This window comes from Mesorhizobium sp. M4B.F.Ca.ET.089.01.1.1 (assembly GCF_004022605.1).
Lineage (GTDB): Bacteria > Pseudomonadota > Alphaproteobacteria > Rhizobiales > Rhizobiaceae > Mesorhizobium > Mesorhizobium abyssinicae.
Window position 1 is genome coordinate 15,355 of the sequence record NZ_RZOS01000009.1, and the last position, 24,607, is coordinate 39,961.

18 protein-coding genes, 1 tRNA gene and 1 pseudogene are annotated in these 24,607 nt (G+C 63.6%); 7 read left to right on the top strand and 13 right to left on the bottom strand.

Annotation, left to right across the window (positions count from 1 at the left end; genetic code table 11):
- Positions 1–603 precede the first annotated feature (603 nt).
- Positions 604–1,662, bottom strand: coding sequence for a class I SAM-dependent methyltransferase (locus tag EN780_RS01800; protein WP_024504268.1), 1,059 nt, complete (start codon positions 1,660–1,662; stop codon positions 604–606).
- Positions 1,663–1,719: 57 nt separating this feature from the next.
- Positions 1,720–1,940 (bottom strand): annotated as a pseudogene (locus EN780_RS01805) (insulinase family protein); the annotation flags it as partial.
- A 1,054-nt stretch (positions 1,941–2,994) separates the two neighbouring features.
- Here EN780_RS01805 and EN780_RS40360 point away from each other — a divergent pair.
- Positions 2,995–3,360: an extracellular solute-binding protein gene (locus EN780_RS40360; protein WP_245454714.1), complete on the top strand. Its 366-nt coding sequence runs from the start codon at positions 2,995–2,997 to the stop codon at positions 3,358–3,360.
- A 465-nt stretch (positions 3,361–3,825) separates the two neighbouring features.
- Here the strand turns inward: EN780_RS40360 and EN780_RS01815 are convergent, their stop codons facing one another.
- A complete protein-coding gene (locus EN780_RS01815; RefSeq protein ID WP_127392015.1) occupies positions 3,826–5,280 on the bottom strand; it encodes a glutamate synthase subunit beta in 1,455 nt (484 codons plus the stop codon).
- Positions 5,281–5,422: 142 nt separating this feature from the next.
- The gene (gltB, locus tag EN780_RS01820; RefSeq protein WP_128271777.1) at positions 5,423–10,159 is read right to left on the bottom strand and encodes a glutamate synthase large subunit; all 4,737 of its coding nucleotides are present in this window, start codon (positions 10,157–10,159) and stop codon (positions 5,423–5,425) included.
- Between the two features lie 480 nt (positions 10,160–10,639).
- Between gltB and EN780_RS01825 the strand changes: the two genes are divergently transcribed.
- Complete coding sequence (locus EN780_RS01825; protein WP_128271779.1) at positions 10,640–11,689, top strand: low specificity L-threonine aldolase; 1,050 nt, start codon at positions 10,640–10,642, stop codon at positions 11,687–11,689.
- A gap of 27 nt (positions 11,690–11,716) precedes the next feature.
- Complete coding sequence (locus tag EN780_RS01830; RefSeq protein WP_128271781.1) at positions 11,717–12,607, top strand: MBL fold metallo-hydrolase; 891 nt, start codon at positions 11,717–11,719, stop codon at positions 12,605–12,607.
- Positions 12,608–12,610: 3 nt separating this feature from the next.
- Here EN780_RS01830 and EN780_RS01835 read toward each other — a convergent pair whose 3' ends face one another.
- Positions 12,611–13,363: a sulfite exporter TauE/SafE family protein gene (locus tag EN780_RS01835; protein ID WP_128271784.1), complete on the bottom strand. Its 753-nt coding sequence runs from the start codon at positions 13,361–13,363 to the stop codon at positions 12,611–12,613.
- A 148-nt stretch (positions 13,364–13,511) separates the two neighbouring features.
- Positions 13,512–13,979 (bottom strand): Hsp20 family protein, encoded by a 468-nt coding sequence (locus tag EN780_RS01840; RefSeq protein ID WP_126058414.1) that lies wholly within the window; start codon positions 13,977–13,979, stop codon positions 13,512–13,514.
- A gap of 455 nt (positions 13,980–14,434) precedes the next feature.
- On the opposite strand from EN780_RS01840, the gene EN780_RS01845 reads away from it, so the two are divergent.
- Positions 14,435–15,391: an alpha/beta hydrolase gene (locus tag EN780_RS01845; RefSeq protein WP_127393617.1), complete on the top strand. Its 957-nt coding sequence runs from the start codon at positions 14,435–14,437 to the stop codon at positions 15,389–15,391.
- A gap of 89 nt (positions 15,392–15,480) precedes the next feature.
- On the opposite strand, the gene hisN is transcribed toward EN780_RS01845, so the two are convergent.
- Both hisN and EN780_RS01855 read right to left on the bottom strand, forming a co-directional pair.
- Positions 15,481–16,254, bottom strand: coding sequence for a histidinol-phosphatase (gene hisN / locus EN780_RS01850; RefSeq protein WP_128271786.1), 774 nt, complete (start codon positions 16,252–16,254; stop codon positions 15,481–15,483).
- A 317-nt stretch (positions 16,255–16,571) separates the two neighbouring features.
- The gene (locus tag EN780_RS01855) at positions 16,572–17,513 is read right to left on the bottom strand and encodes an N-formylglutamate amidohydrolase (protein ID WP_127393615.1); all 942 of its coding nucleotides are present in this window, start codon (positions 17,511–17,513) and stop codon (positions 16,572–16,574) included.
- A gap of 163 nt (positions 17,514–17,676) precedes the next feature.
- Between EN780_RS01855 and EN780_RS01860 the strand changes: the two genes are divergently transcribed.
- Both EN780_RS01860 and EN780_RS01865 read left to right on the top strand, forming a co-directional pair.
- The gene (locus tag EN780_RS01860; protein ID WP_006199474.1) at positions 17,677–18,039 is read left to right on the top strand and encodes a response regulator; all 363 of its coding nucleotides are present in this window, start codon (positions 17,677–17,679) and stop codon (positions 18,037–18,039) included.
- A gap of 114 nt (positions 18,040–18,153) precedes the next feature.
- A tRNA-Val gene (locus EN780_RS01865) sits at positions 18,154–18,228 on the top strand.
- 505 nt (positions 18,229–18,733) lie between these two features.
- Here EN780_RS01865 and EN780_RS01870 read toward each other — a convergent pair.
- The 5 genes from EN780_RS01870 to EN780_RS01890 form a co-directional block, all read right to left on the bottom strand.
- Positions 18,734–18,937 (bottom strand): hypothetical protein, encoded by a 204-nt coding sequence (locus EN780_RS01870; protein WP_128271788.1) that lies wholly within the window; start codon positions 18,935–18,937, stop codon positions 18,734–18,736.
- A gap of 134 nt (positions 18,938–19,071) precedes the next feature.
- A complete protein-coding gene (locus tag EN780_RS01875) occupies positions 19,072–20,550 on the bottom strand; it encodes a hypothetical protein (RefSeq protein ID WP_245499846.1) in 1,479 nt (492 codons plus the stop codon).
- A complete protein-coding gene (locus tag EN780_RS01880; protein ID WP_128271790.1) occupies positions 20,495–21,457 on the bottom strand; it encodes a GDP-L-fucose synthase in 963 nt (320 codons plus the stop codon). The genes EN780_RS01875 and EN780_RS01880 overlap by 56 nt, the downstream gene beginning before the upstream one ends.
- 31 nt (positions 21,458–21,488) lie before the next feature.
- Positions 21,489–22,535, bottom strand: coding sequence for a GDP-mannose 4,6-dehydratase (gmd, locus tag EN780_RS01885; protein ID WP_128271792.1), 1,047 nt, complete (start codon positions 22,533–22,535; stop codon positions 21,489–21,491).
- A 99-nt stretch (positions 22,536–22,634) separates the two neighbouring features.
- Entirely contained in the window at positions 22,635–23,789 is a 1,155-nt protein-coding gene (locus EN780_RS01890; RefSeq protein WP_128271794.1) for a dihydrodipicolinate synthase family protein, read from the bottom strand.
- Positions 23,790–24,028: 239 nt separating this feature from the next.
- Here EN780_RS01890 and EN780_RS01895 point away from each other — a divergent pair.
- Positions 24,029–24,607 (top strand): LacI family DNA-binding transcriptional regulator (locus EN780_RS01895; protein ID WP_133372571.1); only part of this gene is annotated, 579 nt, incomplete at its 3' end.

The window sequence follows — 24,607 nt, forward strand, 5'->3', positions numbered from 1 at the left end:
GATCTTGCATTCGAGTAGCATCATGGTCCCAGTAGCCGTTCCGCCAAGCCTTCAGCGCATGTTCGTGTCGCCCGATCCGGTCGATGGGGGACTAATTCCCACTTAGAAGCTGCTCTACATCAGATCAGGGGAAATGCAGACTGGCAGAATTCCATAATTAGCGACTCAAAACATATACTCAGGCGAGACTGTTTAGCATAGAAATAGTGAGCGCTCTCCAATATGTTAGGCTCTGTCGCAGTAGCGCAACAAGCTCAGTCTTTGGATGGGTGGTATGAGGATGAGACGACTGAATGTGTACAGGCTCAGTCATTTTATCGAGGCTCTCGTTTTTGTCGTAAGCGCGTTCGGTGCGACGTGGCTTACCAGCTTTGTGAACGCGCCATGGTGGGCATATGTGATTATAGCGGCCATCACTATGGGCATGTTCGTAGCCGTGCGTCGGGTCCTTTCTGAGCCGCAACGTATGGGACTCTTGGCACACAACTCGGCAGCGACCTCTGCGTGAACCCAGGCGCCTTGAAAATGTCCCCGATGCGTCCGGATTTTTGGCGGTGATCTTCAATCAAATGCGATGAGCTGCAATTTCTGGCGACGGCCACGCTAAGGGCGGGCCTCCAGCACCATGTTGAACGGTGTCTCCGCGGCGCGACGCAATCGCTTGAAGCCGCCGCCGGTCACAACCTTGCGCAGCCTCGCCTCACCGGCCTGGGCTCCAAGCGCGAGCCCGACTTCCTGCGACACGGATGCGGGCGTGCACACGAAAGTGGAAGCGGCATAGTAAACGCGGCCGACGGGATTGAGGTTCGCCGCCAGATGATCATGCGCGAACGGCTCGACGATCATCCACGTGCCGTCCGGCTTGAGCGATCCGTGGACATGGGTGGCGGCGCCCGTCGGGTCGCCCATGTCGTGAAGGCAATCGAAGAATGTGACGAGGTCATACGTTCCGGGATAGCTCTTGGCGGCCGCCACGTCGAACCGCGTGTTAACGCCGACGCCGGCTACCTCGGCCGCCTTGCGGGCGCGCTCAATCGAGGGGGCATGATAGTCGAAGCCGACGAAGCGCGAATTGGGGAAGGCCTGTGCCATGAGCACGGTCGATGCACCATGACCGCATCCAACATCCGCGACGTCCACGCCGCGTTCGAGCTTCTCGACGACGCCCTCCAAGGCCGGCAGCCAGGAGTCGATCAGATTGGCATTGTAGCCTGGACGGAAGAACCGTTCCGTACCGCGAAACAGACACGCGCTATGATCGTGCCACCCGACGCCCTTGCCGGACTGGAATGCCTGCCTCACCTTTTCTTCATCGAGCCACAGCGCGGACAGGAACTCGAATGCGCCTGCCATGAAGGCCGGGCTGTCTTCATCAGCGAACACCAGCTCTTGCTCGGCGTTGAGATAGAATTTGTCGCTCGCTTCATCGTAGTCGACGTAACCCGCCGCCGCCTGCCCGGAAAGCCATTCCCTTACGAGGCGTTCCTGGGTGCCGGTGCGTGTCGAAAGTTCGGCGGCCGTCATCTTGCCGCCTTCGCGCAATGCCTTAAACAGGCCGAGTCTGTCCCCCAGCAGGACTCCCGCGCCCGTTGCGATCGCACCGAGATCGCCGACCATTTTCCCCAAGAATGCGTCCAACTTTTCCTGATTCGCTTCAGACATCTGAATCTCCCTTTGGGTTCAATCTCTCCAGGCGACGGAGCCGTGCTCGTCATGAGGCGCCTTGAGCATCAGATGCTCGAAGACATGCAGATATCCCCGGCGGCTCATCCGCGCTGCCGATCCTGCACCAGACCATATCGGTGACGAGCGGCGCGGTGGTCGGGAATGACAGCCACCTCCATGCCGTTGAAAAGCAGGAAATCCGTCACTTTGCCCTCGTCGGTAACCGGCGGAGCCGGAGTGGTCGTCACCAGGGCAAGCCCTGTTGCAGCAGGTATCCTTGGGCAGCCTGTCAGAACATCGATGACTCCGGTTGTGGTGCCGGGGCGGGCGATCAGGGGCCAAGTGATTGTTCCGCGGCGGCTGTATGTTGTGGTAAGGTGATCATGCGAACTCTTGTTGGTCGGTCACGTGTTTTGCGGATGACCCGCATGTACTGTGCCAAATGAGAAAACCATTCAAACGCAATCCAGTAGATCTGACTGTATCCGACATTGTCGGAATTTGGACATCGCCGAACGCGAAGCGCTCGGGGCTTGTGACGATACTTGAGCGTGCTGCTTCGGAGGAGGGATGCGCCTCGAACCGGCCGCGAGGCCTTTTTCTGGCAACGGATATTCCGGCCGGGTTAGGCCGCGAGGAAAGCGACGGTGAATAAGAGGTAGAGGACCAACCGTTTTGAGCGGGTAGTTGCCGTGTTGCGCCCCCAGGCAAAGGCCAGCACCACGGAGCAGTATTTCTGGTGGCGATACTACATCGCCTTTAAGTGCCGGTTACCCGTTTTTACCCAGTTGGCCTGGTGCATTCAGAGCGAGGTCGTTGGAAACCGCTTATTGTGGCTATGAGCAAACTCGGGATGGAGGAGTGGACCCAAAAATTGGCAAAATGCCCCAGGGAGGATTACATGGGTCGCTCATTCCCCGTACTCGTTACAGGTGCGCGTCGCTACGCAAACAGCTTGCTTTTGACTTGGCGTTTCTTGCCGTTTCGGCATCGCTCACTAATTCGGCCGCTGCCGACACCGTGAACTGGCGTCAATTCGAAGGGACCAGCATAACTTGGGCCTACGACATCCACCCCTATGCGGATGCTCTCGCTGCGCAACTTTCCGGAGTTCGAGAAGCTGACCCGGCATCAAGGTCACGCCGGAACTCTACCCAGACGATTCTTACTGGAACAAGATGACGATCCAACTGACGACGAAGTCGCCAGCATGGGATGTGTTCGGCACTGGCATTCAGCCCGCGTAGGACCTCGCTCCGAGTGGCGCCTGCTGGACAAATACCTGAGTGATCCGAAGCTTACCGATGCTGGATACGACTACATTCGGACATGATCAAGAAGTGCGCGGCTCCTTCCTTCGCCAATGATAACTGGAACCAGGTCGTGGACGGCATCTCGTCCGGCCGCACCGCGATGACGATCGACTCAAAAATGTTCGGCTTCTGGAACGATGTTGCGGGGAAGCCGGCATCCGGCAAGATCGCCTTCGCTCCGCCGCTGCACGCACCGAGCGCCACGAGCTTGGATTCTGACATCTGGATCTGGGCTCTCGCCATGAACGCGGCTTCCGAAAAGAAGGGCACGGCCTGGCTGTTCATCCCGTGGGCCACCTCCAAGCAGGTGGCGCTCAAGGGTGCCCTTGCTGGCCAGCTCGTCAATCCGCCGCGCACGTCGACCTGGCAGGACGATACCTAGACTAAGTACGCTTCGCAGCCCGAGTTCAACAACTTCGTTGACAGCTTCAAAAAGATACAGGATCAAGCCGCGCTGGCTTTCACACCGCGTGTCGGCTTCGGCGAAGCCATGAACGCATGGGCCGTGGCGATGCAGAAGATGGCAAACGGCGATGACGTCGAGACGACGTTGAGGGCGCTTGCCGAAGAAATCCGCACTGGCCTCTGATCAAAAGGAACAGGGCAGTACTATTGCACTGCCCTGTTCCCGCCAACGGCGGAGATCACGCCGTGTCACCCCAAGCACTTAAACCCAGCGCTGCTTCGCCCGGCCGCGCCGACGATTTTTCTTGGCCGCCAAGGCGGCAGCCTGCGGCCGGGGCCACAACCGAAACGACCACGGCGATCAGTCCGTAAACCTGCCCCCGGGACACCTGAAGGGCAAAGCGCCCTCAGATGGCCGCGCAAGTAGGGTCTCGAGACAGACTCAGCGCGGCAGCACGCTCGATCCCATCAGCGCTTCGTCGATCGAGCGCGCCGCCTGACGGCCCTCGCGGATCGCCCAGACCACCAGCGACTGGCCACGGCGCACGTCGCCCGCCGCGTAAAGCCTGTCGACGCTGGTCTTGTAGTCGCGGTCATTGGCCTCGACGTTCTTCGAGCGCCGGCTGTCGGTGACGATCTTCATCTGCCCATCCAGCTCGCTCGCCACACCGGTGGCGGCCGGCCCGGCAAAGCCGATGGCGATGAAGGCGAGATCGGCGCGGATGACGAATTCGGTGCCGGCGATCGGCTTGCGCTTCTCGTCGACCTCGCAGCAGCGGACGCCGGTCAGCTGGCCGTCCTCGCCGATGAATTCAAGCGTTGCCACCTGGAACTCGCGCTCGGCGCCCTCGGCCTGCGAGGACGAGGTGCGCATCTTGGTCGCCCAGTAGGGCCAGACGGCGAGCTTGTCTTCCTTCTCCGGCGGCTGCGGGCGGATATCGAGCTGGGTGACGCGCACCGCGCCCTGGCGGAAGGCGGTGCCGACGCAGTCGGAAGCGGTGTCGCCGCCACCGACGACGACGACATGCTGGCCGCTGGCGATGATCGGATGCGAGGGCCACGCCACCGACTGGATCGGCTCGCCGCCGACACGGCGGTTCTGCTGCACCAGATAGGGCATGGCGTCATGCACGCCGCCGAGGTCGTCGCCCGGGATGTTGGCGGCGCGCGGCATTTCCGAGCCGCCGCAATAGAGCACCGCGTCATGTTCGGCGAGCAGTTCGGCCACAGGCTTGTCGACGCCGACATTGACGCCGCAATGGAAGGTCACGCCCTCGCCCTGCATCTGCTCGATGCGGCGGTCGATATAGTGCTTCTCGATCTTGAAGTCCGGGATGCCGTAACGCATCAGCCCGCCCGGACGGCTCTCGCGCTCATAGACATGCACGTCATGGCCGGCGCGGCCGAGCTGCTGGGCCGCCGCCATGCCGGCCGGGCCGGAACCGATGACGGCGACGCGCTTGCCGGTCTTCTTCTCCGGCGGATAGGGCCGTATATGGCCGGTCTCGTAGGCCTTGTCGGCGATCGCCTGCTCGACGGTCTTGATGGCGACCGGAATGTCCTCGAGGTTCAGCGTGCAAGCTTCCTCGCACGGCGCCGGGCAGATGCGGCCGGTGAATTCCGGGAAGTTGTTGGTCGAATGCAGGTTGCGGATCGCATTGTCCCAGTCGCCATTGTAGACGAGGTCGTTCCAGTCGGGGATCTGGTTGTGGATCGGGCAGCCGGTCGGCCCGTGGCAGAACGGAATGCCGCAATCCATGCAGCGCGCGGCCTGCTTCTCGACCTCCTTGTCCGACATCGGCAAGGTGAATTCGCGGAAATGCCGGATGCGGTCGGAGGCCGGCTGGTACTTGTGCACCTGCCGGTCGATCTCAAGAAACCCTGTTACCTTGCCCATAGTCCAGTCCCTGCTGTCCGAAGGCACGCACTTGTCGGCGCACCCGTTAACCCCATAAGGCCGCCATGGCAACCGCAGTCCGGGGTCAGGATTGTTGGTGAGGATGGCAGCCGGAGATCCGTCTCTCCGGCCCTTCCAATGCTTATTCGGCCGCCACGCTCATGCGCATGCGTTCCATCTCGATCAGCGCGCGGCGATACTCGACCGGCATGATTTTCCGGAATTTCGGCCGGAACGCCGTCCAGTTGTCGAGGATCTCGCGGCCGCGCACCGAGCCCGTGAAATGCACGTGGTTCGAGATCAGCTGATAGAGCCGCTCCTCGTCATGGCTGGTCATGTCGCCGGAGACGTCGACGCGGCCCTTGTGGTCGAGATCGCCGCCGTGATGCAGCAGCTTCTCCATGAGGTCGTCTTCCTCGGGGACCGGCTCCAGCTCGACCATCGCCATGTTGCAGCGCTCGGCGAAATCGCCCTTCTCGTCCAGTACATAGGCGACGCCGCCCGACATACCGGCAGCGAAGTTGCGCCCCGTTTTGCCGAGCACGACGACGATGCCGCCGGTCATGTATTCGCAGCCATGGTCGCCGACGCCTTCGACGACTGCCGCGACGCCCGAATTGCGCACCGCGAAGCGCTCGCCGGCGACGCCGGCGAAATAGGCTTCGCCCTCGGTCGCGCCGTAAAGCACCGTATTGCCGACGATGATGGAGTCAGCCGCGACGATCTTGGCCTCTTCCGGCGGGCGGATGACGATACGGCCGCCCGACAGGCCCTTGCCGACATAGTCGTTGCCGGCGCCGACCAGCTCAAACGAGACGCCGCGCGCCAGGAAGGCGCCTAAGGATTGGCCGGCGGTGCCGGTGAGCTTCACCTGGATCGTGTCCTCGCGCAGGCCCTTGTGCTTGAAGCGCTTGGCCACTTCGCCCGACAGCATCGCGCCCGCCGAACGGTCGACATTGCGGATCGGCAGCTCGATGGACACGGCCTGCTTGGCTTCCAGCGCCGGCTTGGCCAGCTCGATCAGCTTGCGGTCGAGCACGTCGTCGATCGGGTGCTTCTGGCGCTCGGTCCAGTGCACCGCCTCGTGCGGCGCATCGGGCTTGAAGAACATCTTGCCGAAATCGAGCCCGCGCGCCTTCCAGTGCTGGATCACGTCGCGCTTCTCCAGAAGATCGGTGTCGCCGATGATCTGGTCGAGATGGGTGAAGCCCATTTCGGCGAGCAGCGCGCGCACCTCTTCCGCCACATAGAAGAAGAAGTTGATGACGTGCTCGGGCGTGCCCTTGAAGCGCTTGCGCAGCACCGGGTCCTGCGTCGCCACGCCGACCGGGCAGGTATTGAGGTGGCACTTGCGCATCATGATGCAGCCGGCCGCGATCAGCGGCGCGGTCGAGAAGCCGAACTCGTCGGCGCCGAGCAGCGCGCCGATGATGACGTCCCGCCCGGTGCGCAGGCCGCCGTCGACCTGCAGCGCCACGCGCGACCTCAGGCCGTTGAGCACCAGCGTCTGATGCGTCTCGGCGAGGCCCATTTCCCACGGGCTGCCGGCATGCTTGAGCGAGGTCAGCGGCGAAGCGCCGGTGCCGCCGTCATAGCCCGAGATGGTGATATGGTCGGCGCGCGCCTTGGCAACGCCGGCCGCGACCGTGCCGACGCCGACCTCCGACACCAGCTTGACCGAGACGTCAGCCGCCGGGTTGACGTTCTTCAGGTCGTAGATGAGCTGCGCCAGATCCTCGATCGAATAGATGTCGTGATGCGGCGGCGGCGAGATCAGGCCGACGCCGGGCGTCGAATGCCTGACCTTGGCGATGGTCGCGTCGACCTTGTGTCCGGGCAGCTGTCCGCCTTCGCCGGGCTTGGCGCCCTGCGCGACCTTGATCTGCATGACGTCCGAGTTGACGAGATATTCCGCCGTCACGCCGAACCGCCCTGACGCGACCTGCTTGATCGCCGAACGCTCGGGATTCTTGCCGCCGCCGGGCAGCGGCAGATAGCGGTCCGACTCTTCGCCGCCCTCGCCGGTGTTCGACTTGCCGCCGATGGCGTTCATGGCGCGCGCCAGCGTCGTGTGCGCTTCCCTGGAGATCGAGCCGAACGACATCGCGCCGGTCGAGAAGCGCTTGACGATCTCTGCCGCCGGCATGACCTCGTCGAGCGCGACCTTGTTGCGGCCGGTCTCTTCGGCGAGCCTGATCTTGAACAGGCCGCGAATGGTCTGGGCGCGGGCCGTCTCGCTGTCGATCTGCGCCGAATAGTCCTTGAACGTGTCCCACGAGCCCTGGCGCACGGCGTGCTGCAACGTGGCGACCGCGTCTGGCGACCACATATGCGCCTCGCCGCGCATGCGGTACATGTACTCGCCGCCGACCTCGAGGCCGTTGCGCAGCACCGGATCGTTGCCGAAGCCGTCGGTGTGGCGGCTGAGCGTCTCGGCCGCGATCTCGTCCAGCCCGACGCCCTCGATCAGCGTCGCGGTGCCGGTGAAGTACTTCTCGACGAAGTCCGACTTCAGGCCGATGGCGTCGAAGATCTGCGCGCCGCAATAGGACTGGTAGGTCGAGATGCCCATCTTGGACATCACCTTGAGGATGCCCTTGCCGATCGACTTGATGTAGCGCGAGACCACTTCGTAGGCGTCGACCTCCTCCGGCAGCTCGCCGCGCTTGTGCATGTCGAGCAGCGTGTCGAAGGCGAGATAGGGGTTGATCGCTTCCGCGCCGTAGCCGGCGAGGCAGCAGAAATGATGCACCTCGCGGGGCTCGCCGGATTCGACCACCAGGCCAACCGAGGTGCGCAAGCCCTTGCGGATCAGATGGTGGTGCACCGCGGCCGTCGCCAGCAGCGCCGGGATGGCGATGCGGTCCGGCCCGAGCTGGCGGTCGGACAGGATGATGATGTTGTAGCCGCCTGCAACCGCCGCCTCGGCGCGCTCGCAGAGCCGGTCGATGGCGCCTTGCATGCCCGCAGCGCCTTCGTTCGAGCCATAGGTGATGTCGATCGTCTTGGTGTCGAAACGATCCTCGGTGTGGCCGATGGAGCGGATCTTCTCCAGATCGCCATTGGTCAGGATCGGCTGGCGCACCTCGAGCCGCTTGCGGCGCGAATTGCCGACCAGGTCGAAGATGTTCGGCCGCGGCCCGATGAACGACACCAGGCTCATCACCAGCTCCTCGCGGATCGGGTCGATCGGCGGATTGGTGACCTGTGCGAAGTTCTGCTTGAAATAGGTGTAGAGCAGCTTCGACTTGTCCGACATCGCCGAGATCGGCGTGTCGGTGCCCATCGAGCCGACCGCTTCCTGGCCGGTGGTGGCCATCGGCGACATCAACAGCTTGGTGTCTTCCTGGCTGTAGCCGAACGCCTGCTGCCGATCGAGCAGGCTGACGTCCTTGCGCAAAGCGCGCGGCTCGACCGGCTTCAAATCTTCCAGGATGAGCTGCGTGTTGGCGAGCCAATTCTTGTAGGGGTGCCTGGTCGCGATCTCCGACTTGATCTCCTCGTCGGAGATGATGCGGCCCTTCTCCAGGTCGATCAGCAGCATGCGGCCGGGCTGCAGCCGCCACTTCTGGACGATCTTCTCCTCCGGCACCGGTAGCACGCCGGCCTCGGAGGCCATGATGACCCGGTCATCATCGGTGACGATATAGCGCGCCGGGCGCAGGCCGTTGCGGTCGAGCGTGGCGCCGATCTGGCGACCGTCGGTGAAGACGACCGCCGCCGGTCCGTCCCACGGCTCCATCAACGCCGCATGGTATTCGTAGAAGGCCTTGCGATCGTGATCCATGAGCTTGTTGCCGGCCCAGGCTTCCGGGATCAGCATCATCATGGCGTGGCTCAGGCTGTAGCCGCCCTGGAACAGGAATTCGAGCGCGTTGTCGAAGCACGCCGTATCCGACTGGCCCTCATAGGAGATCGGCCACAGCTTCGAGATGTTGTTGCCGAACAGCTCGGAATCGACCGAGGCCTGGCGGGCGGCCATCCAGTTGTTGTTGCCGCGCACGGTGTTGATTTCGCCGTTGTGCGCGACCATGCGGTACGGGTGCGCCAGCTTCCACGACGGGAAGGTGTTGGTCGAGAAGCGCTGGTGGACCAGGATCAGCGCCGTTTCGAAGCGCGGATCGCTGAGATCCCTGTAGTAGGCGCCGACCTGGTAGGCCAGGAACATGCCCTTGTAGACGATGGTGCGCGCCGACAGCGACACGCAATAGGCGCCGATATCCTTGTTGTCGTTCTCGGCATAGATGCGGCCGGATATGACCTTGCGCAGCAGATAGAGCCTGGCCTCGTACTCTTCGTCGTCGGGGATGTCGGCCGTGCGGCCGATGAAGACCTGCCGGTGGAACGGCTCGGATGCCGCGATGTCCGGAGCCTTCGACAAAGACGAATTGTCGACCGGAACGTCACGAAAGCCGATCAGCGGCAGCCCCTCGGACTGCGCCGATTCGGTGATGATGTCCTCGATATGGGCGCGCAGCGCCGCGTCCTGCGGCATGAACCAGTGTCCGACGCCGTATTGGCCCGCCGGCGGCAGGTCGATGCCCTTGGCTGCCATCTCCTGGCGGAAGAAGCTGTCGGGAAGCTGCACCAGAACGCCGGCGCCGTCGCCGACCAGCGGATCGGCGCCGACGGCGCCGCGATGCGTGAGGTTCTCCAGCATCGCCAGACCGTCCTTGACGATCTGGTTCGACTTCACGCCCTTCATGTTGACGATGAAGCCGACGCCGCAGGCGTCGTGCTCATTGCGCGGATCGTAAAGGCCCTGGGCGGCGAAACCGTTGGCGGCGCGCCCGGCATTGGTCAGGGAGGTATTTTTGACGGTTGCCGCTTTCGTCTGCGCGGCCTGGCCGTTGATCGCAGATGGCGTCAATTCCGTCATCGTCCTATCCTCCGTTCCCAGCCCTTCGGGCGCTGGTTTGCCTCGGGAAGCGCGTTGCTTCCCCTTCATCCTTGCTGCACGTCTTGCGAAATCCTTGCCGAACCATGCGGCTGGCCGCCTGGGTCGTATCCGGTATCGTACAGGCCAGAGCCGAGCCGTCTACCCGTCGCGCGCGGCAACGGCCGGAATGGCCCATATGATACGCCAGTCCGGCCTGTTTTGCGCGACAAAATAAGACAGCACTACTGTCCTAAATTTTTTATGGCAGAAATCAGCCGCCCGCACAAGACCGATTCACAAAAATCTTGGCCGGGATGCGACACAAAATTTCGTGAGATAGAGGCGCAACGCAAGGTTCGGTCGCCCGCCCATTTCAGCTTCGGCTGGCATCACCGCTTTCCCGGCAGTTGGCCCCTTGCACTTGCAATACCAAAACGGTCAAGTCGCGCCGGCTTCTGCAAATCAGCTACGGACCTCTCGATGTTCTTTGCATCCGACAACTGGGCGGGCGTCCATCCGGACATCTCTGCCAACCTTTCGCGGCACGCCGCCGGCATCGCCACCGCCTATGGCGACGGAGACCTGGACCGCGCCGTCTACCGCCGCTTCAACGAGATCTTCGAGCGCGACGTTCAGGTGTTCTTCGTCGCCACCGGCACGGCGGCGAACGCGTTGTCGATGGCGGCGTTGAACCGTATAGGCGGCATCGCGCTTTGCCATTCCGAAGCACACGTGAACGTCGATGAGTTCGGCGCGATGGGTTTCTACACGGGCGGCGCGCGCGTGATGCCGGTGCCCGGGCCTCTGGGTCGCATTAACCCGCAGGCGCTGGACAAGGCCATCCAGCGCTATTCGCGGGACCTCGCGCCCGGCGGCCAGCCGATGGCCGTGACCATCACCCAGGCGACCGAAGTCGGCACGGTCTACGCTGTCGACGACGTCAAGGCGATCTCCGAGATCAGCCGTCGCCACGGCCTGCCGCTCCACATGGACGGTGCCCGTTTCGCCAACGCCATCGCCGCGACCGGTGTCACGCCGGCCGAGATGACCTGGAAGAGCGGCGTCGACATCATCTCCTTCGGCGCCACCAAGAACGGCTGCTGGATGGCCGACGCTGTCGTGATCTTCAATCCGGAGGTCGGCAAGGACCTGCGCCTGCTTCGCCAGCGCGCCGGCCAGACCTTCTCCAAGGCCCGCTTCATCTCGGCCCAGTTCGAAGCCTATCTCACCGATGACCTCTGGCTGCGGATGGCAGGCCATGCCAATGCCATGGCCGCGCATTTGGCCGAGACGATTGAGGACGCGCCGACGGGCAGGCTGGCATGGCTGCCGCAAGCCAACGAGGTGTTCGCCATCCTCGACCGCGCTATCGCCGAAAGGTTGCAGGCGGCTGGCGCCAAATTCTACGAATGGGGCGTGCCGCAAGGTTTTGACGGCCATCTCGGCGACAACGAGGCGATCTACCGTTTCGTCGCCAGCTTCGCCACCGCGACGGAAGAGATCGATCGCCTCGGGCAACTGCTCGCCTGAAGCGTTGCAGCGATCGGGAGTAACCGGATGACCAGGCCCTCTCTCGGCTCGACCATGCGGCTGGTTCGTCCGGCGCCAAACGTTGTCGGCTTCTACGATGGCCGCGTCGATGGCGTTCGCATCTGGTCGGAGGAGCCGAACTGGCTCGACGACGGCGCTTATACGCTGGGCATTTGCACCTATGCGATCGTCGATGGATCGCAAGCGCTTGTCTATGACACGCATATATCCCTGCCCCACGCCCGCCTTGTCCGGCGGACGCTCGAAGAGATGGGCGTGACCTCGATCCGCGTCGTGCTCAGCCACTGGCATGACGATCATATTGCCGGCAACGAGGTGTTCCATGATTGCGAGATCATCGCCAACCGCCTCACAGCCTCGGCCCTTGAACGCGGCCGGGCCGAGATCGAAGGCGGCAATCCGCCGATCAGGCCGCTCGTGCTCCCCAACAGGATATTCGACAACAACCTCCATCTGACCGTCGGAGCGATCCCCGTCGAACTCCGCCAGGTCGAAATCCACAGCCATGACGGCACGGTCATGCTGATGCCCGATGCCGGCCTGTTGCTGGCGGGCGACACGCTGGAGGACTCGATCACCTATGTCTCCGAACCGGAGCGTCTTGCCGAACATCTGATCGACCTCGAGCGCATGGCCGGCTGGCGGTTCGATCGCATCCTGCCCAACCACGGTTCCTACGAAACAATTGCAGCGGGTGGCTATGACAGAAGCCTTATCGCCGCGACCCAGGCCTATGTTCGAAAACTGCTTGCCTGCCGGCAAGTGCCTGACCTGGCTAAGCAGGATCTGAGGACCTTCGGCGCGGACATGTTTGCCTCGACGGCCGTCGAGTATTTCGCGCCATACGAAGCCGTTCACCGACAAAATGTCGAGGCTGCGCTGGCGGCAAAAGGCTAATGGCTAGCCCAGGAACGGTCGCGCCAGCAGCTCCAGGCCAAGCACGATCAGGAAGATCAGAAACCAGCGCCGGAAGGTCGCCGGGCTGATGCGCTGCCTGAGCAGCTGGCCGAGCCACATGCCGAGCAGGGCCGGCAGCACCGCCAGCGACGACATCGCGAGATGCTCGACCTCGAACGCTCCGTGCGAGGCGAGGCCAAGCGCCAGCGCGGTGGTGGACACGGTGAAGGAAAGGCCGAGCGCCTGGATCAGGTCGTCCCTGCCGAGCCCCAGCGCCTGGATGTAGGGCACGGCCGGCACCACGAAGACGCCGGTGCCGCCGGTGACGAGGCCGGTGAGGACACCGATGATGGGCGACAGCCAGCGCTCTGCCCGGGCCGGAATGCCGGGCTGGCGCGCCAGGAGTGTGTAGGCGGCGTAGAGGACAAGGGCGGCGCCGAGGCCGGCGGTCGTCCATTTGACATTGTCGCTGGCGAGCAGCCGCGCGCCCGCAATCGTGCCGACCATGATGCCGGCCATCATCAGCCACAGCCGGCGCAGGATCGACGCGAAGCTCGACCCGGCGAACAGCTGCCAGACATTGGTGACGAAGGACGGCACGATCAGCAGCGAGGCCGCGGTGACAGGCGGCATGACCGCGCCCAGAAGCCCCATCGCCAGCGTCGGCAAGCCCATACCGGTCACGCCCTTGACGATGCCGGCCAGCAGGAAGGTGATGGCGATGGTTGCCGTCAGCGCCAGGGAAAAATCGGACATCGCCCTTCATGCTGGGCCGGCGCCTGCTTCAAAAGGGCCAGAAGCCTTTGTTACGGATGGCACAGAAATCCGTGCAAACAAAAAGCGGCGCCTCTCGGCGCCGCTTTCGTCTCGGGAGGAGACGGACTTTTGAGGCTGGAGCCCGCGCTTAGGCGGCCGCCTTGGCCTCGATCTGCCTGGCCTTGTCCGAGGACTGGGTGATCGCGATCTTGCGCGGCTTCAGCTCCTCGGGGATGTTGCGCTTGAGGTCGACGAAGAGCAGACCGTTCTTCAGCGTGGCGCCCTCGACCTCGACATGGTCGGCGAGCTGGAAACGCCGCTCGAAAGCCCTGGACGCGATGCCGCGATAGAGCAGCTCGGAGCCCTCGCCATTGCCCTCTTCCTTGCGCTCACCCTTGACGGTCAGCACGTTGCGGTGGGCTTCGATCGAGATCTCGTCTTCCGAGAAGCCGGCAACCGCCATCGAGATTCGGTAGGCGTTCTCGCCGGTGCGCTCGATGTTGTAGGGCGGATAGGTCTGCGCGCCGTCGGGCTGGCCGAGCGAATCGAGCATGGTGAAGAGACGGTCGAAACCGACGGTCGAACGATAAAGCGGGGAAAAATCAACGTGACGCATGGGGTGTTCTCCTATTGAGCAACAGAGTTTGCGTTTGGCCGCTGCGAAACCCGGAATGGCGCTTCGGATGGGCCAGCGGTCCCGACATCGGCGACCGCACCAGACATTTGGGAAGCGCAAAAGGGCATTTCAAGACTTTTTGCGGACACGACATCTCCGCCTCGATGAACGGCAGATGAACCGCGGCTTCGGCCTGCGTTCAGCCAGGCGGCGTTAGGGTGTGGCCAGGATCAAGGATCAGGCGGCGCGCCCAACAGACGCCGCGACGAGGCCGAGCCGGGTGTTAACGTCCCTTCCTCCCGGATCGACAGAGGCCGGAGGCCGCCAACGCTGCTTCCGGCCTCGTTCGTTGTCTCCACCTCGCCTTCGCGACGCCTTTGCTTTTGCCGCATGGCCGTCTATCACCATGCGACGCCTCGCCAGCTCGGGCGACGGAGCAAAGAACGAAACGCCGAATGACGGATCTCTTTTATCAGACGCCGGACAATCCGCCGCCAGAGAACGCCGCCGGCGGCTTCTTCACCACGCGTGACCGCAAGAAGATCCGCTACGGCGTCTTTGCCGCCACCACCCGCCCGCTCAAGGGCACCGTGGTCCTGCTCACCGGGCGCAACGAGTGCGTTGAGAAATATTTCGAGACCATCCGCGATCTTTGCGGCCGCGGCTTCGGCGTCGCCACGCTCGACTGGCGCGGCCAGGGCGGCTCCGACCGGCTGATCGGCGACCGGCAGCGAGGCTACGTCCGCAGCTTCCGCGACTACGCCAGCGATCTCGAGCAGTTCTTCGAGGAGGTGGTACTGCCTGACTGTCGCGGGCCCTACTACATCCTGGCCCATTCCGCCGGAGCGGTGGTCGCGTTGCTCGCCTCGCCTTCGATGGTCAATCGGGTGCGGCGCATGGTGCTGATCGCGCCTTTCCTGACCTTGCCCGATCTGCCGGTGTCGATAAGCACCGTCCGCCGCGTCTGCGCGGTGTTCTGCGCGATCGGCCTTGGCCGGCTCTATGCCGCGATGGGACCGCGACCGAAGGAGACGACGCCGTTCGAGATCAACAAGGTGACGTCCGATCCCGCGCGCTACCGGCGCAACACCGGCATCTACGAAGCCTGGCCGCAACTGGCGCTCGGCGGGCCGACGATCCGCTGGCTGAAGGCGGCCGCCGAGGCCTCCGTCAAGATAAGCGATCCGGATTTCATGGGCGCGATCCAGGTTCCGATGCTGGTGATCGCCGCCGGTGCCGACCAGGTCGTCTCAACCAAGGCGGTGGAAGCCTATGCCAGGCGCCTGCGCCTCGGCTCGCTGCTGATGATCGACGGCGCCCGCCACGAGATCCTGCAGGAGAAGGACCTCTATCGCGAGCAGCTTCTCGCCGCCTTCGACGCCTTCATTCCCGGAACCGGCGACGCGCCCTGATCAGCGCCCGGGCACTGTCATGGCGTCCATGACCGAGGACACTCAGGACCAACGGCCGTCAGTCGCGCCCGGGGATCGACCGCGGGCTCTCAGTCGCGCAGAGCAGCCATCGCCGCCGCGTGCAGCTCCGGCGTCGCCGCCGCGAGGATGTCCCCGCCCTTCTCCGCCGGTCCGCCCTCAAACGTGGTGACGACGCCGCCGGCCTTCTCGATGATCGGGATCAGCGCCACGATGTCATAGGGTTTCAGCCCGGGGTCGGCGACGATGTCGACGCTTCCCGCGGCGACCATGGCGAAGGCATAGCAATCGGTGCCGTAGCGGGCGAGCTGGACCTGCTTTTCGAACTGGTCGTAGCGCGTGCGCGCCTCGCCCTTGAACAGCGCCGGCGTCGTCGTGAACAGCGTCGCCTTGGCGAGGTCGGTCGTCTTGCGCGTCGCAAGCTTGCGCGGCCCGCCCGGCCCCTCGTAGTGGGAACCGGACGCGTTGGCATAGAACAGCTCGCCGGTGAAAGGCTGCGACATCAGCCCGGCGACGGCGTCGCCCTCGACGGTCAGTCCGACCAGCGTTCCCCAGACCGGCAGGCCGGAGATGAAGGCACGCGTGCCGTCGATCGGATCGATCACCCAGACATGCCGGCTGGAAATGTTCTCGCTGCCGTGCTCCTCGCCGAGAATGCCGTGATCGGGATATTCGGCCGATATCAGTGCGCGGATCGCCCGCTCGGCCTCGCGATCGGCTTCGGTGACCGGATCGAAGCTGCCAGCCTCCTTGTTGGTTACCGCGCCCTGGCTGCGGAAGCGCGGCAAGGTCTCAGCGGCGGCGGCATGCGCGATGCGCCGGATGAAGTCGATGCTGATGTCCAACTGATTCTCCCGCTTTGCAGCATGCCGTCCTTTGCCGATGATTTCCTGCCGGAACAAGGGGAGGGATCACTTTAGCGCCGCGGCAACTGTTGCCTGAATGTCACGCAAACGCCACCGAAACGCAATTTCCCATTCACTGTGAATTAAAAAAGCCTGAAGTCGATTGACATTTGTGCATCGCACAATAGATTTGTTCTCGGACAGGTTTTCCTGTCCATGCCCTCCTTGGGCGTTTCCTCCCTAGACTTCGACCGTGTCGTGAAAACGATGCGGTCTTTTTTTCACCGGCCCGCGGCGCGGGCGGGGCGCCCCTTGCGTTACTCGGCGGCCAGCGGCAGATCGACGAAATGATGGTCCGGCATCGCCATCAGATCGGCCGAGAAGCGGGTGAGGTCGTCGGCAAGCGCGTCGAAGCCGGCGGATTTCTGGAACGTCCGCTCGTTCATGTAGAGCCCGCGATTGACCTCGATCTGCAGCGCATGCAGATGGCGCGCCGGACGGCCGTAATGCTCCGTGATGAAGCCGCCGGCATAGGGCTTGTTGTGGGCCACCGTGTAGCCCATGCCGGTGAGCAGGGCGATCGCCGTCTCGGTCAGCGCCGCCGTCGCGGAAATCCCGAAACGGTCGCCGATGATGAAATCCGGTCGCACGCCGTTGTCGCCGACCCTGATGCTTGCCGGCATCGAATGGCAGTCGATCAGCACCGCGTAGCCGAACCTGGCATGCGTGCGGGTCAAAAGCCGCTTCAGCGTCTCGTGATAGGGCTTGTACACGGTCTCGATGCGCGCCACCGCCTCGGCCAGCGGCAAACGGCCGGAATAGATGTCGAGCCCCTCCCCGACGAGCTTGGGCACGGTGCCCAATCCGCCAGCCACTCGCGCCGAGCGGATGTTGCAGAAGGACGGCACCGGCTCGGCGAACATGCGCGGGTCGAGCTCCCAAGGTTCCCGGTTCACGTCGAGATAGGCGCGCGGGAAATTCGCCGCCAGCAGCGGCGCGCCGAGCGCAACAGCGCCGCCGAACAATTCGTCGACGTAGCAATCCTCGGACCGGCGGATGGCGTTGCGGTCGAGCCTGGCCATGGCCAGAAAGCGTTCGGGATAGTGGCGGCCGCTATGCGGCGAGTTGAACAGGAAGGGGACGCGCTGCTCGGCGCCCGATCGGATTTCGAAGGGTGGAACGACCGAAAAATCCTCGGCTGCCGTCTTCAATGTGAATGAACCAGGAAACAGCACTGCATCATGAGTCAAAACTGCCATTTCGACAGCCGCATGTCCAGCTTTTAGGCGCCCCGAACCCCTGCCCGAACTGAGTATAATACGGCCTTCGTTCACTTGATGTTTACCGTCACCTCCTCATATACAGGATGGTTAACGGGCTAGCCCGGCGCCAAGGTTGGGCGGGTGATTCGGACGGGATATGATGGCACGCATTCTGCTGGCGGAAGACGATGACGATATGCGCCGGTTCCTCGTCAAGGCACTGGAGCGCGCCGGCTATCAGGTGAGCGATTTCGACAATGGCGCCAGCGCCTACGAACGCTTGCGCGAGGAGCCGTTCTCGCTGCTTCTGACCGATATCGTCATGCCGGAGATGGACGGCATCGAGCTTGCGCGCCGCGCCACCGAGATCGACCCCGACCTCAAGGTGATGTTCATCACCGGCTTCGCCGCCGTCGCGCTCAATCCCGACTCCAAGGCGCCGAAGGACGCCAAGGTGCTGTCGAAGCCGTTCCACCTGCGCGACCTCGTCAATGAGGTCGAAAAGATGCTGCAGGCGGCCTGAGGCGTTTCCGGCTCGATCCCGGCGCGCCTTCGGGGCGCGACAAAACGAGCCCTTCTTTCGTTTTTCCACCTATTGACGCGCTGGATCAAAAATGGTGTATGCGCGGCATCGGATGGGCGTGTAGCTCAGCGGGAGAGCACTGCATTGACATTGCAGGGGTCACAAGTTCAATCCTTGTCACGCCCACCATCCTTTCAATAACTTGGCGACCTGCCTCCGTCGTGGGGCACGCAAAAAACCGCTCGTTCTCGGCCGCCTCCTTTTACAAATCGTGCTGATGACCGTGCGCCTTGTCGACCGTCTTGGCGGACATGCCAAGCGTGCGCCCGCTTCCGAGATGTCGATTTAGCTTACTCGACGCAGCAGCCGAAGACGCTGACTGGCGCGGCGATAGCTGCTTTGGATGATTGCAGCTAACCCACTGCGACCTCCTGTTGGGCAAATCGCCCCGTCGAGGACTTGTAAGAGGACCGATGCACCGGAAGCACCCGCAGAGGAAGGGGCGGCCCGGCATCTGTGGCGGGGAGGCCAGCAGGTGCCGAGCCTGACCGGCGTGGTCATCGAAGGGCGGGCGCCGGCTATGAAACATATACGTGCCAGCTAATATGACTGGAACACAACCAATTGAACGAAGGATGCAACTAAAAGGTGGAGTACGACCCGACCTACTCCCTGCGGCCTTGATCCCCCGCCTTCACTGCGGCCGGGGATCGGGCCTGTGGTCGTGATTGCCGTTCTTGCCTTCGCGGCACGGCGCATCGCCAATGCCGCAGCATTTGCCGTGATAGGTGACGTTCGGCTTGAGGTTGTCGCAATCCCGGGGGGTGATCGTCTTGCAGCCCGCGACCACCGAAGCGGCGACGACGGCAAGCAAGACGTTTCTTGAAACAGTAAACATGGGCGTTCTCCTTTATGACCGCGTTTGTTACGCGGCGCTGGGTCGCGCCCCTCGATGGATTGGTTCAAACGAATCGGAAAAAAATTGGCGAACGATGCCCCGGGCGATCGCGCCTCCTGGTTCGGCGCGGAGCGTTAGAACCGCGCCAGTCCGGCGAGCCGCCACCTTAACTTCGCCAGCAGCCCCGCTTTCGGTTTTCGACCCTGCCTTATTCGCCGTTCGATTTTCCTGAACATGCGATTTGCCGGCTCCGCGGTCACCGCCTGCCGCGCCATCGCCAGCGCCGCCTTCCTCTCGGCCGACACCTGCTGGCGGATCCAGGCCGAGCACGCCGCAGCACAGGGATAGCCAGCCCTGGCCGCCGCGAGGAAGAATTCGAAGTCCCTCATCAGGACAAAGCCGCCCGAAGCCTCGTCTCCGAGGACTTTCATCATCGGCAATGGGATTTGCGGGCGGGCCTGGAATTGCGCTGCCATCCGCGACCGCAAGACAGCCTCGCCCGACGGATAGTCGTGCTCGCGAAAATAGGCCGAGGCCATTTTCAGGGCATAGACGTCGTTTTGCGGATCCAGCCCGTGAGCCCTCTCGAGGATGTCACGCGCCTGCGCCGGACCGATCCGGTCTTCCAGGTTGAGAAAGGCCGCTTGATAGCCGAAGGCAGCCTCGAGCGGATGATAGTCTGCCTGGCGATCCTTCAATTCGTCCAGGATGATTTCCGCGGCTCGGGATTTGTCGAACAGGGTGTTCGTTCCGATCATGGGAATGCCGCCCATCAGCGACGCAATCGAGGCAAAGATGCTGCTGCCTGCATGGATCCGCTGGCATTGCGCCATCAACGCCATTTCGAAGAATGCCCGCTGCGTCCGGTCCTCGAACGCGCCGGCTCCGAAGTCCTCCGCCAGCGACGCCCCGGTTTCAGCCTTCAGATAGTCGAGCGTGGCGCGGTCCTCTCCGATCAGCAGCGTCGCCAGGCCCATCGAGGACAACTCCCTCACGATCGCCTTGGCCAGCGTCGCGGGGATGACCTTGCGACCGAAGACCAGCCGCGTCCGGTATTTGCCACGGACAATGTCGCCGCTGCGCAAATGCAGCGCGGCCATGGGGCGTGGAAATCGATTGCGGGCGGCTTCGTCGGTCGCCTGCCGCACGCTGTCCGAGAAGCCTAAGCTGCGCAGCGCCCGGGATGCGTCGAAGAGCCCGGCTTCGCCACCGCGAAAAGGATCCAGGACGCGAAAGTCGTCGCAGATCCAACCGCTCGGATTGCCTGGTCGCTTGCCATCTTCAAGCCTGAGCTTCTGGAGCGCGGCCGCATCGAGAACATCGAAATCGGATTCTCTGATCCGTGCCCCCAGCCAATGCCGTTCGATGAATTCGGCGGAGAAGATCCTGTCTACGACATCGACGACGTGGAAGGTCTTGTCCGCAACGGCCGTCCGGTTCCAGGTGAAGCCGAAGCGATAGCCGAACGCGTCCGCGACCGACTTTGCATTGGCCATTGCCAAAAGGCGGCTGCCCAGCCCGTCCCTTCGCGTTGCGGCAATCAGCGTCGCTTGCAGTTCAGCCCGCGCCGAGGCGGACGTCGCCTTTCTCGACATGCCGGAGAAACCACGCATAGGTCTGTTCCAATCCATCGCGCAGCGAGTAGCGCGGATGCCAGCCCGTGGCAAACAGGCGCGACACGTCCATCAACTTGCGCGGCGTGCCGTCCGGCTTGGTGGCGTCGAAGGTGACCGTGGCTTCTACGCCGACCACGGACAGGATCGTGCGGGCAAGCTCCCCAATGCTGATGTCTTCTCCCGAGCCGACATTGACGTGGCCGTCGCCGGAATAGTTTTTCAACAGCCAGACCAGCGCGTCGGCGGCATCGTCGACATGCAGGAACTCGCGCATCGGCCTGCCCGATCCCCAGACCTGAAGTGTCCGTTCGCCGGCGCGCTTGACCTCATGGGCCTTGCGCATCAGGGCCGGCACGACATGGCTGCTGGTCAGGTCGAAATTGTCGCCCGGACCATAGAGGTTGGTCGGCATCGCCGAGATGTAGTCGACGCCATATTGCCGCCGGTAGGCCTGGCAAAGTTTCAGCCCGGCGATCTTGGCGACCGCATACCATTCATTGGTGGGCTCAAGCGGCCCGGTCAGCAGCGCGTCTTCCGGGATCGGCTGCGGCGCGTGTTTTGGATAGATGCAGGACGAGCCCAGGAACAGGAGCTTTTGCACCTCGCTGCGAAATGCGCTCTCCATGACATTGGTCTGCACGACAAGGTTCTCGTGCAGGAAGTCGACCGGAAGCGTGTCGTTGGCCAGGATGCCGCCGACCTTGGCGGCCGCCATGACCACCGCGTCCGGCTTGTGCTCGGCCATCCAGCGCCGCACGCCGGCCTGGTCGAGCAGGTCGAGCTCGCTGCGCGCGACCGTCAGGATCTCGCAATCCTCGCCCGCCAGCCGGCGCACGATCGCCGAGCCGACCATGCCGCGATGCCCGGCGACGAACACCCGTTTTCCCCTGAGATCGAAGATCATGAACTCGCCCCCGAACCGCGTTCACCGGCCGCTACGGTACGGCCGAACGCTTGAGATCGGCCTGCACCATTTCCGCCACCAGCTCCCTGAACCCGGTCCTGTGCGACCAGCCCAGCTTCTCCCTGGCCTTGGACGCGTCGCCGACCAGGTGGTCGACCTCCGTCGGCCGGAAATAGCGCGGGTCGATGCGCACCACAATCGCACCTGAGCCGGCGTCGATGCCGACCTCGTCGGCGCCCTGGCCCTGCCACTGGATGGTGCGTCCCGTCTCGGCGAAAGCCAGCTCGACGAATTCGCGCACCGAATGCGTCTCGCCGGTCGCCAGCACAAAGTCGTCGGCCTTGTCGTGCTGCAGAATGCGCCACATGCCTTCGACATAGTCGCGCGCGTGGCCCCAGTCGCGCCTGGCGTCGATATTGCCGAGATAGAGCGTATCCTGCCGCCGGTGATGGATCGCGGCCACGGCGCGCGTGATCTTGCGGGTGACGAAGGTCTCGCCACGGCGCGGGCTCTCATGGTTGAACAGGATGCCGTTGGCCGCGAACATGCCATAGGCCTCGCGGTAGTTGACCGTCGTCCAGTAGGCGTAGAGCTTGGCTGCCGCATAGGGCGAGCGCGGACGGAAGGGCGTGGTCTCGTTCTGCGGCGCTTCCGAGGCCTTGCCGTAGAGCTCGGAGGTCGAGGCCTGATAGAAGCGCACCGACTTTTCAAGGCCGAGGATACGGATCGCCTCCAGCAGCCTGAGCGTCCCCAGCGCATTGGCGTTGCCGGTGTATTCCGGTTCCTCGAAACTCACCTGGACGTGGCTCTGGGCGCCGAGATTGTAGATTTCGTCGGGCCGCGTCTCCTGCACGAGGCGGATCAGGTTGGCCGCGTCGGTCAGATCGCCATAGTGCAGGAAGAGCCGCGCGTCGCGCTCATGCGGATCGACATAGATGTCGTCGATGCGCCCGGTGTTGAACGAGGACGAGCGGCGTTTGACGCCGTGGACGACGTAACCCTTCTCAAGCAGCAATTGCGCCAGATAGGCTCCGTCCTGCCCGGTCACGCCGGTGATGAGCGCCACTTTGCCCGTCATTGTCCGTCTTCGCCCGCCCCTCGGGACGCATAGGGAAAACAGATTTGTCCGGCCAAGGCAAATTTGTGGTCTTCGATCGGAACCGATCGGGCGTCGCCGTCAAATACCCGCGACTGCGCAGAGGCTCCTCATTCTGGCCACCGCAAGCGCGGGATCGGCCAGCAATCCCGCCTGGTCGGCCAGCCGGAACACATCGGCATAATGCAGGATGCCGCGCGCCGACTGCATGCCGCCGACCATCGCGAAATGCTCCTGGTGGCCGTTGAGCCAGGCCATGAAGACGATGCCGGCCTTATAGTACTCGGTCGGCGCCTCGAAGATCTTGCGCGACAGCGGCACCGTCGGCTCCATCAGCGCGTCATAGCCGGCGCGGTCGCCATCGGCGAGCCTGGCCAGCGCCGCGTTGGCGACCGGCGCGATGGCGTCGAAAATCCCGAGCAAGGCATGCGAGTGCTTGCTGCCGTCGCCGGCGATCAGCTCGGGGTAGTTGAAATCGTCGCCGGTGAACATGACGACGCCGTCCGGCAACCGGTCCCGCAGCGCCACCTCCTTGCCGGCATCGAGCAGCGATATCTTTATGCCCTCGACCTTGCCGGCATGCCGCTCGATGATGGCCACGACCGTATCGAGCGCCGTCTCGAAATCACCACTGCCCCAGTATCCCTTCAGGGCCGGGTCGAACATGTCGCCCAGCCAGTGCAGGATCACCTTGCCGGACGCCTGCGACAGAATCCGGTCGTAGACGCGGGCATAGTCGTCCGGACCTTTGGCGACCACCGCCAGCGCGCGGCTCGCCATCATGATCGCCTTGCCGCCCTGCCCCTCGATGAAGCCGAACTGCTCCTCATAGGCGGCAATCACATCGTCGAGCGTGCTCGCAGCGGAAGGCGCCAGATGATCGGTGCCCGCCCCGGAAGCGAGATCGGCCCCTTCGACGGTCCGCGCCTCTGCGATCGAGCGGCGGATCAATTCCTTCGCGCTTGCCCAGTCGAAACCCATGCCGCGCTGCGAGGTGTCCATCGCCTCGGCGATGCGGAAGCCGAGCCGCCACAAATGATGGCGGAACGCCATCGTCCTGTCCCAGTCGACGACGGGCAGCGACCACGGGTCGGTCATCGCAAGCGGGTCGGCGACGACATGGGCGGCGGCATAGGCGATGCGCGAAAAGCGCGCCCCGGCAACCGGCTGCGCAGGCCGGCCAAGAAGCCGGTAGCTGGCGCGACGGCCACCCTCGCCTGGCAAGGTGATGTCCATGAAACTCTCCCTTTGGCAGCGCCGATAGATGGAACGTTCCAATAAATCAAGAAGCTTTATGATTTTTGCGCTCGACCCGCCGGAATGCTGCAACGCAACACAACTTCCCTTACCGAATAAGGCGTTGATGTAAGAGAATTGTCGATTTTTCCGTTTTCCAGAAAACCGGATTGACTCTCGCTGCATCCCATGATTAGAACGTTCCAATAAATTTGACCAAACCGGGAGGAGCGATCTGGATGGCCAGCCGGGCCAAGGCGACGATACTCGACATCGCCCGCGAGGCGGGCGTGTCCAAGTCGACGGTATCGCTCGTGCTGCAGGGCAGCGGGCTGATCCGGCCCGAGACGGCGGTCAAGGTGCGCAAGGCGATCGAGGATGTCGGCTACGTTTACAACCGCGGCGCCGCCAATTTGCGCAAGGCTCACTCCAACGTCATCGGCATGGTCATCAACGATCTCACCAATCCCTTCTTCACCGAGCTGGCGGTCGGCATGGAGCGCGTCTTCCAGTCGGCCGGCATCGTGCCCTTCATCGCCAACACGGCCGAGAACCCGGTGCGCCAGGAAGAAGTGCTGAAGTCGCTGATGGAGCAGGGCGTCGCCGGGCTGATCGTGTCGCCGGCGCGCGGCACCACGCCGGGCGCTTTCCGCCGCATCGAGACAGCCGGCGTTCCGGTTGTCTTCGCCATGCGCCGGCTGCCGGAGAGCCGCATCCCGGTGATCGCGCCCGACAATCATCGCGGCGCCTTTCTCGCCACCGCCCACCTGATCGGCAAGGGCCATCGCCGGCTGGCCTTCTTCGGCGGTTCTTCCGAC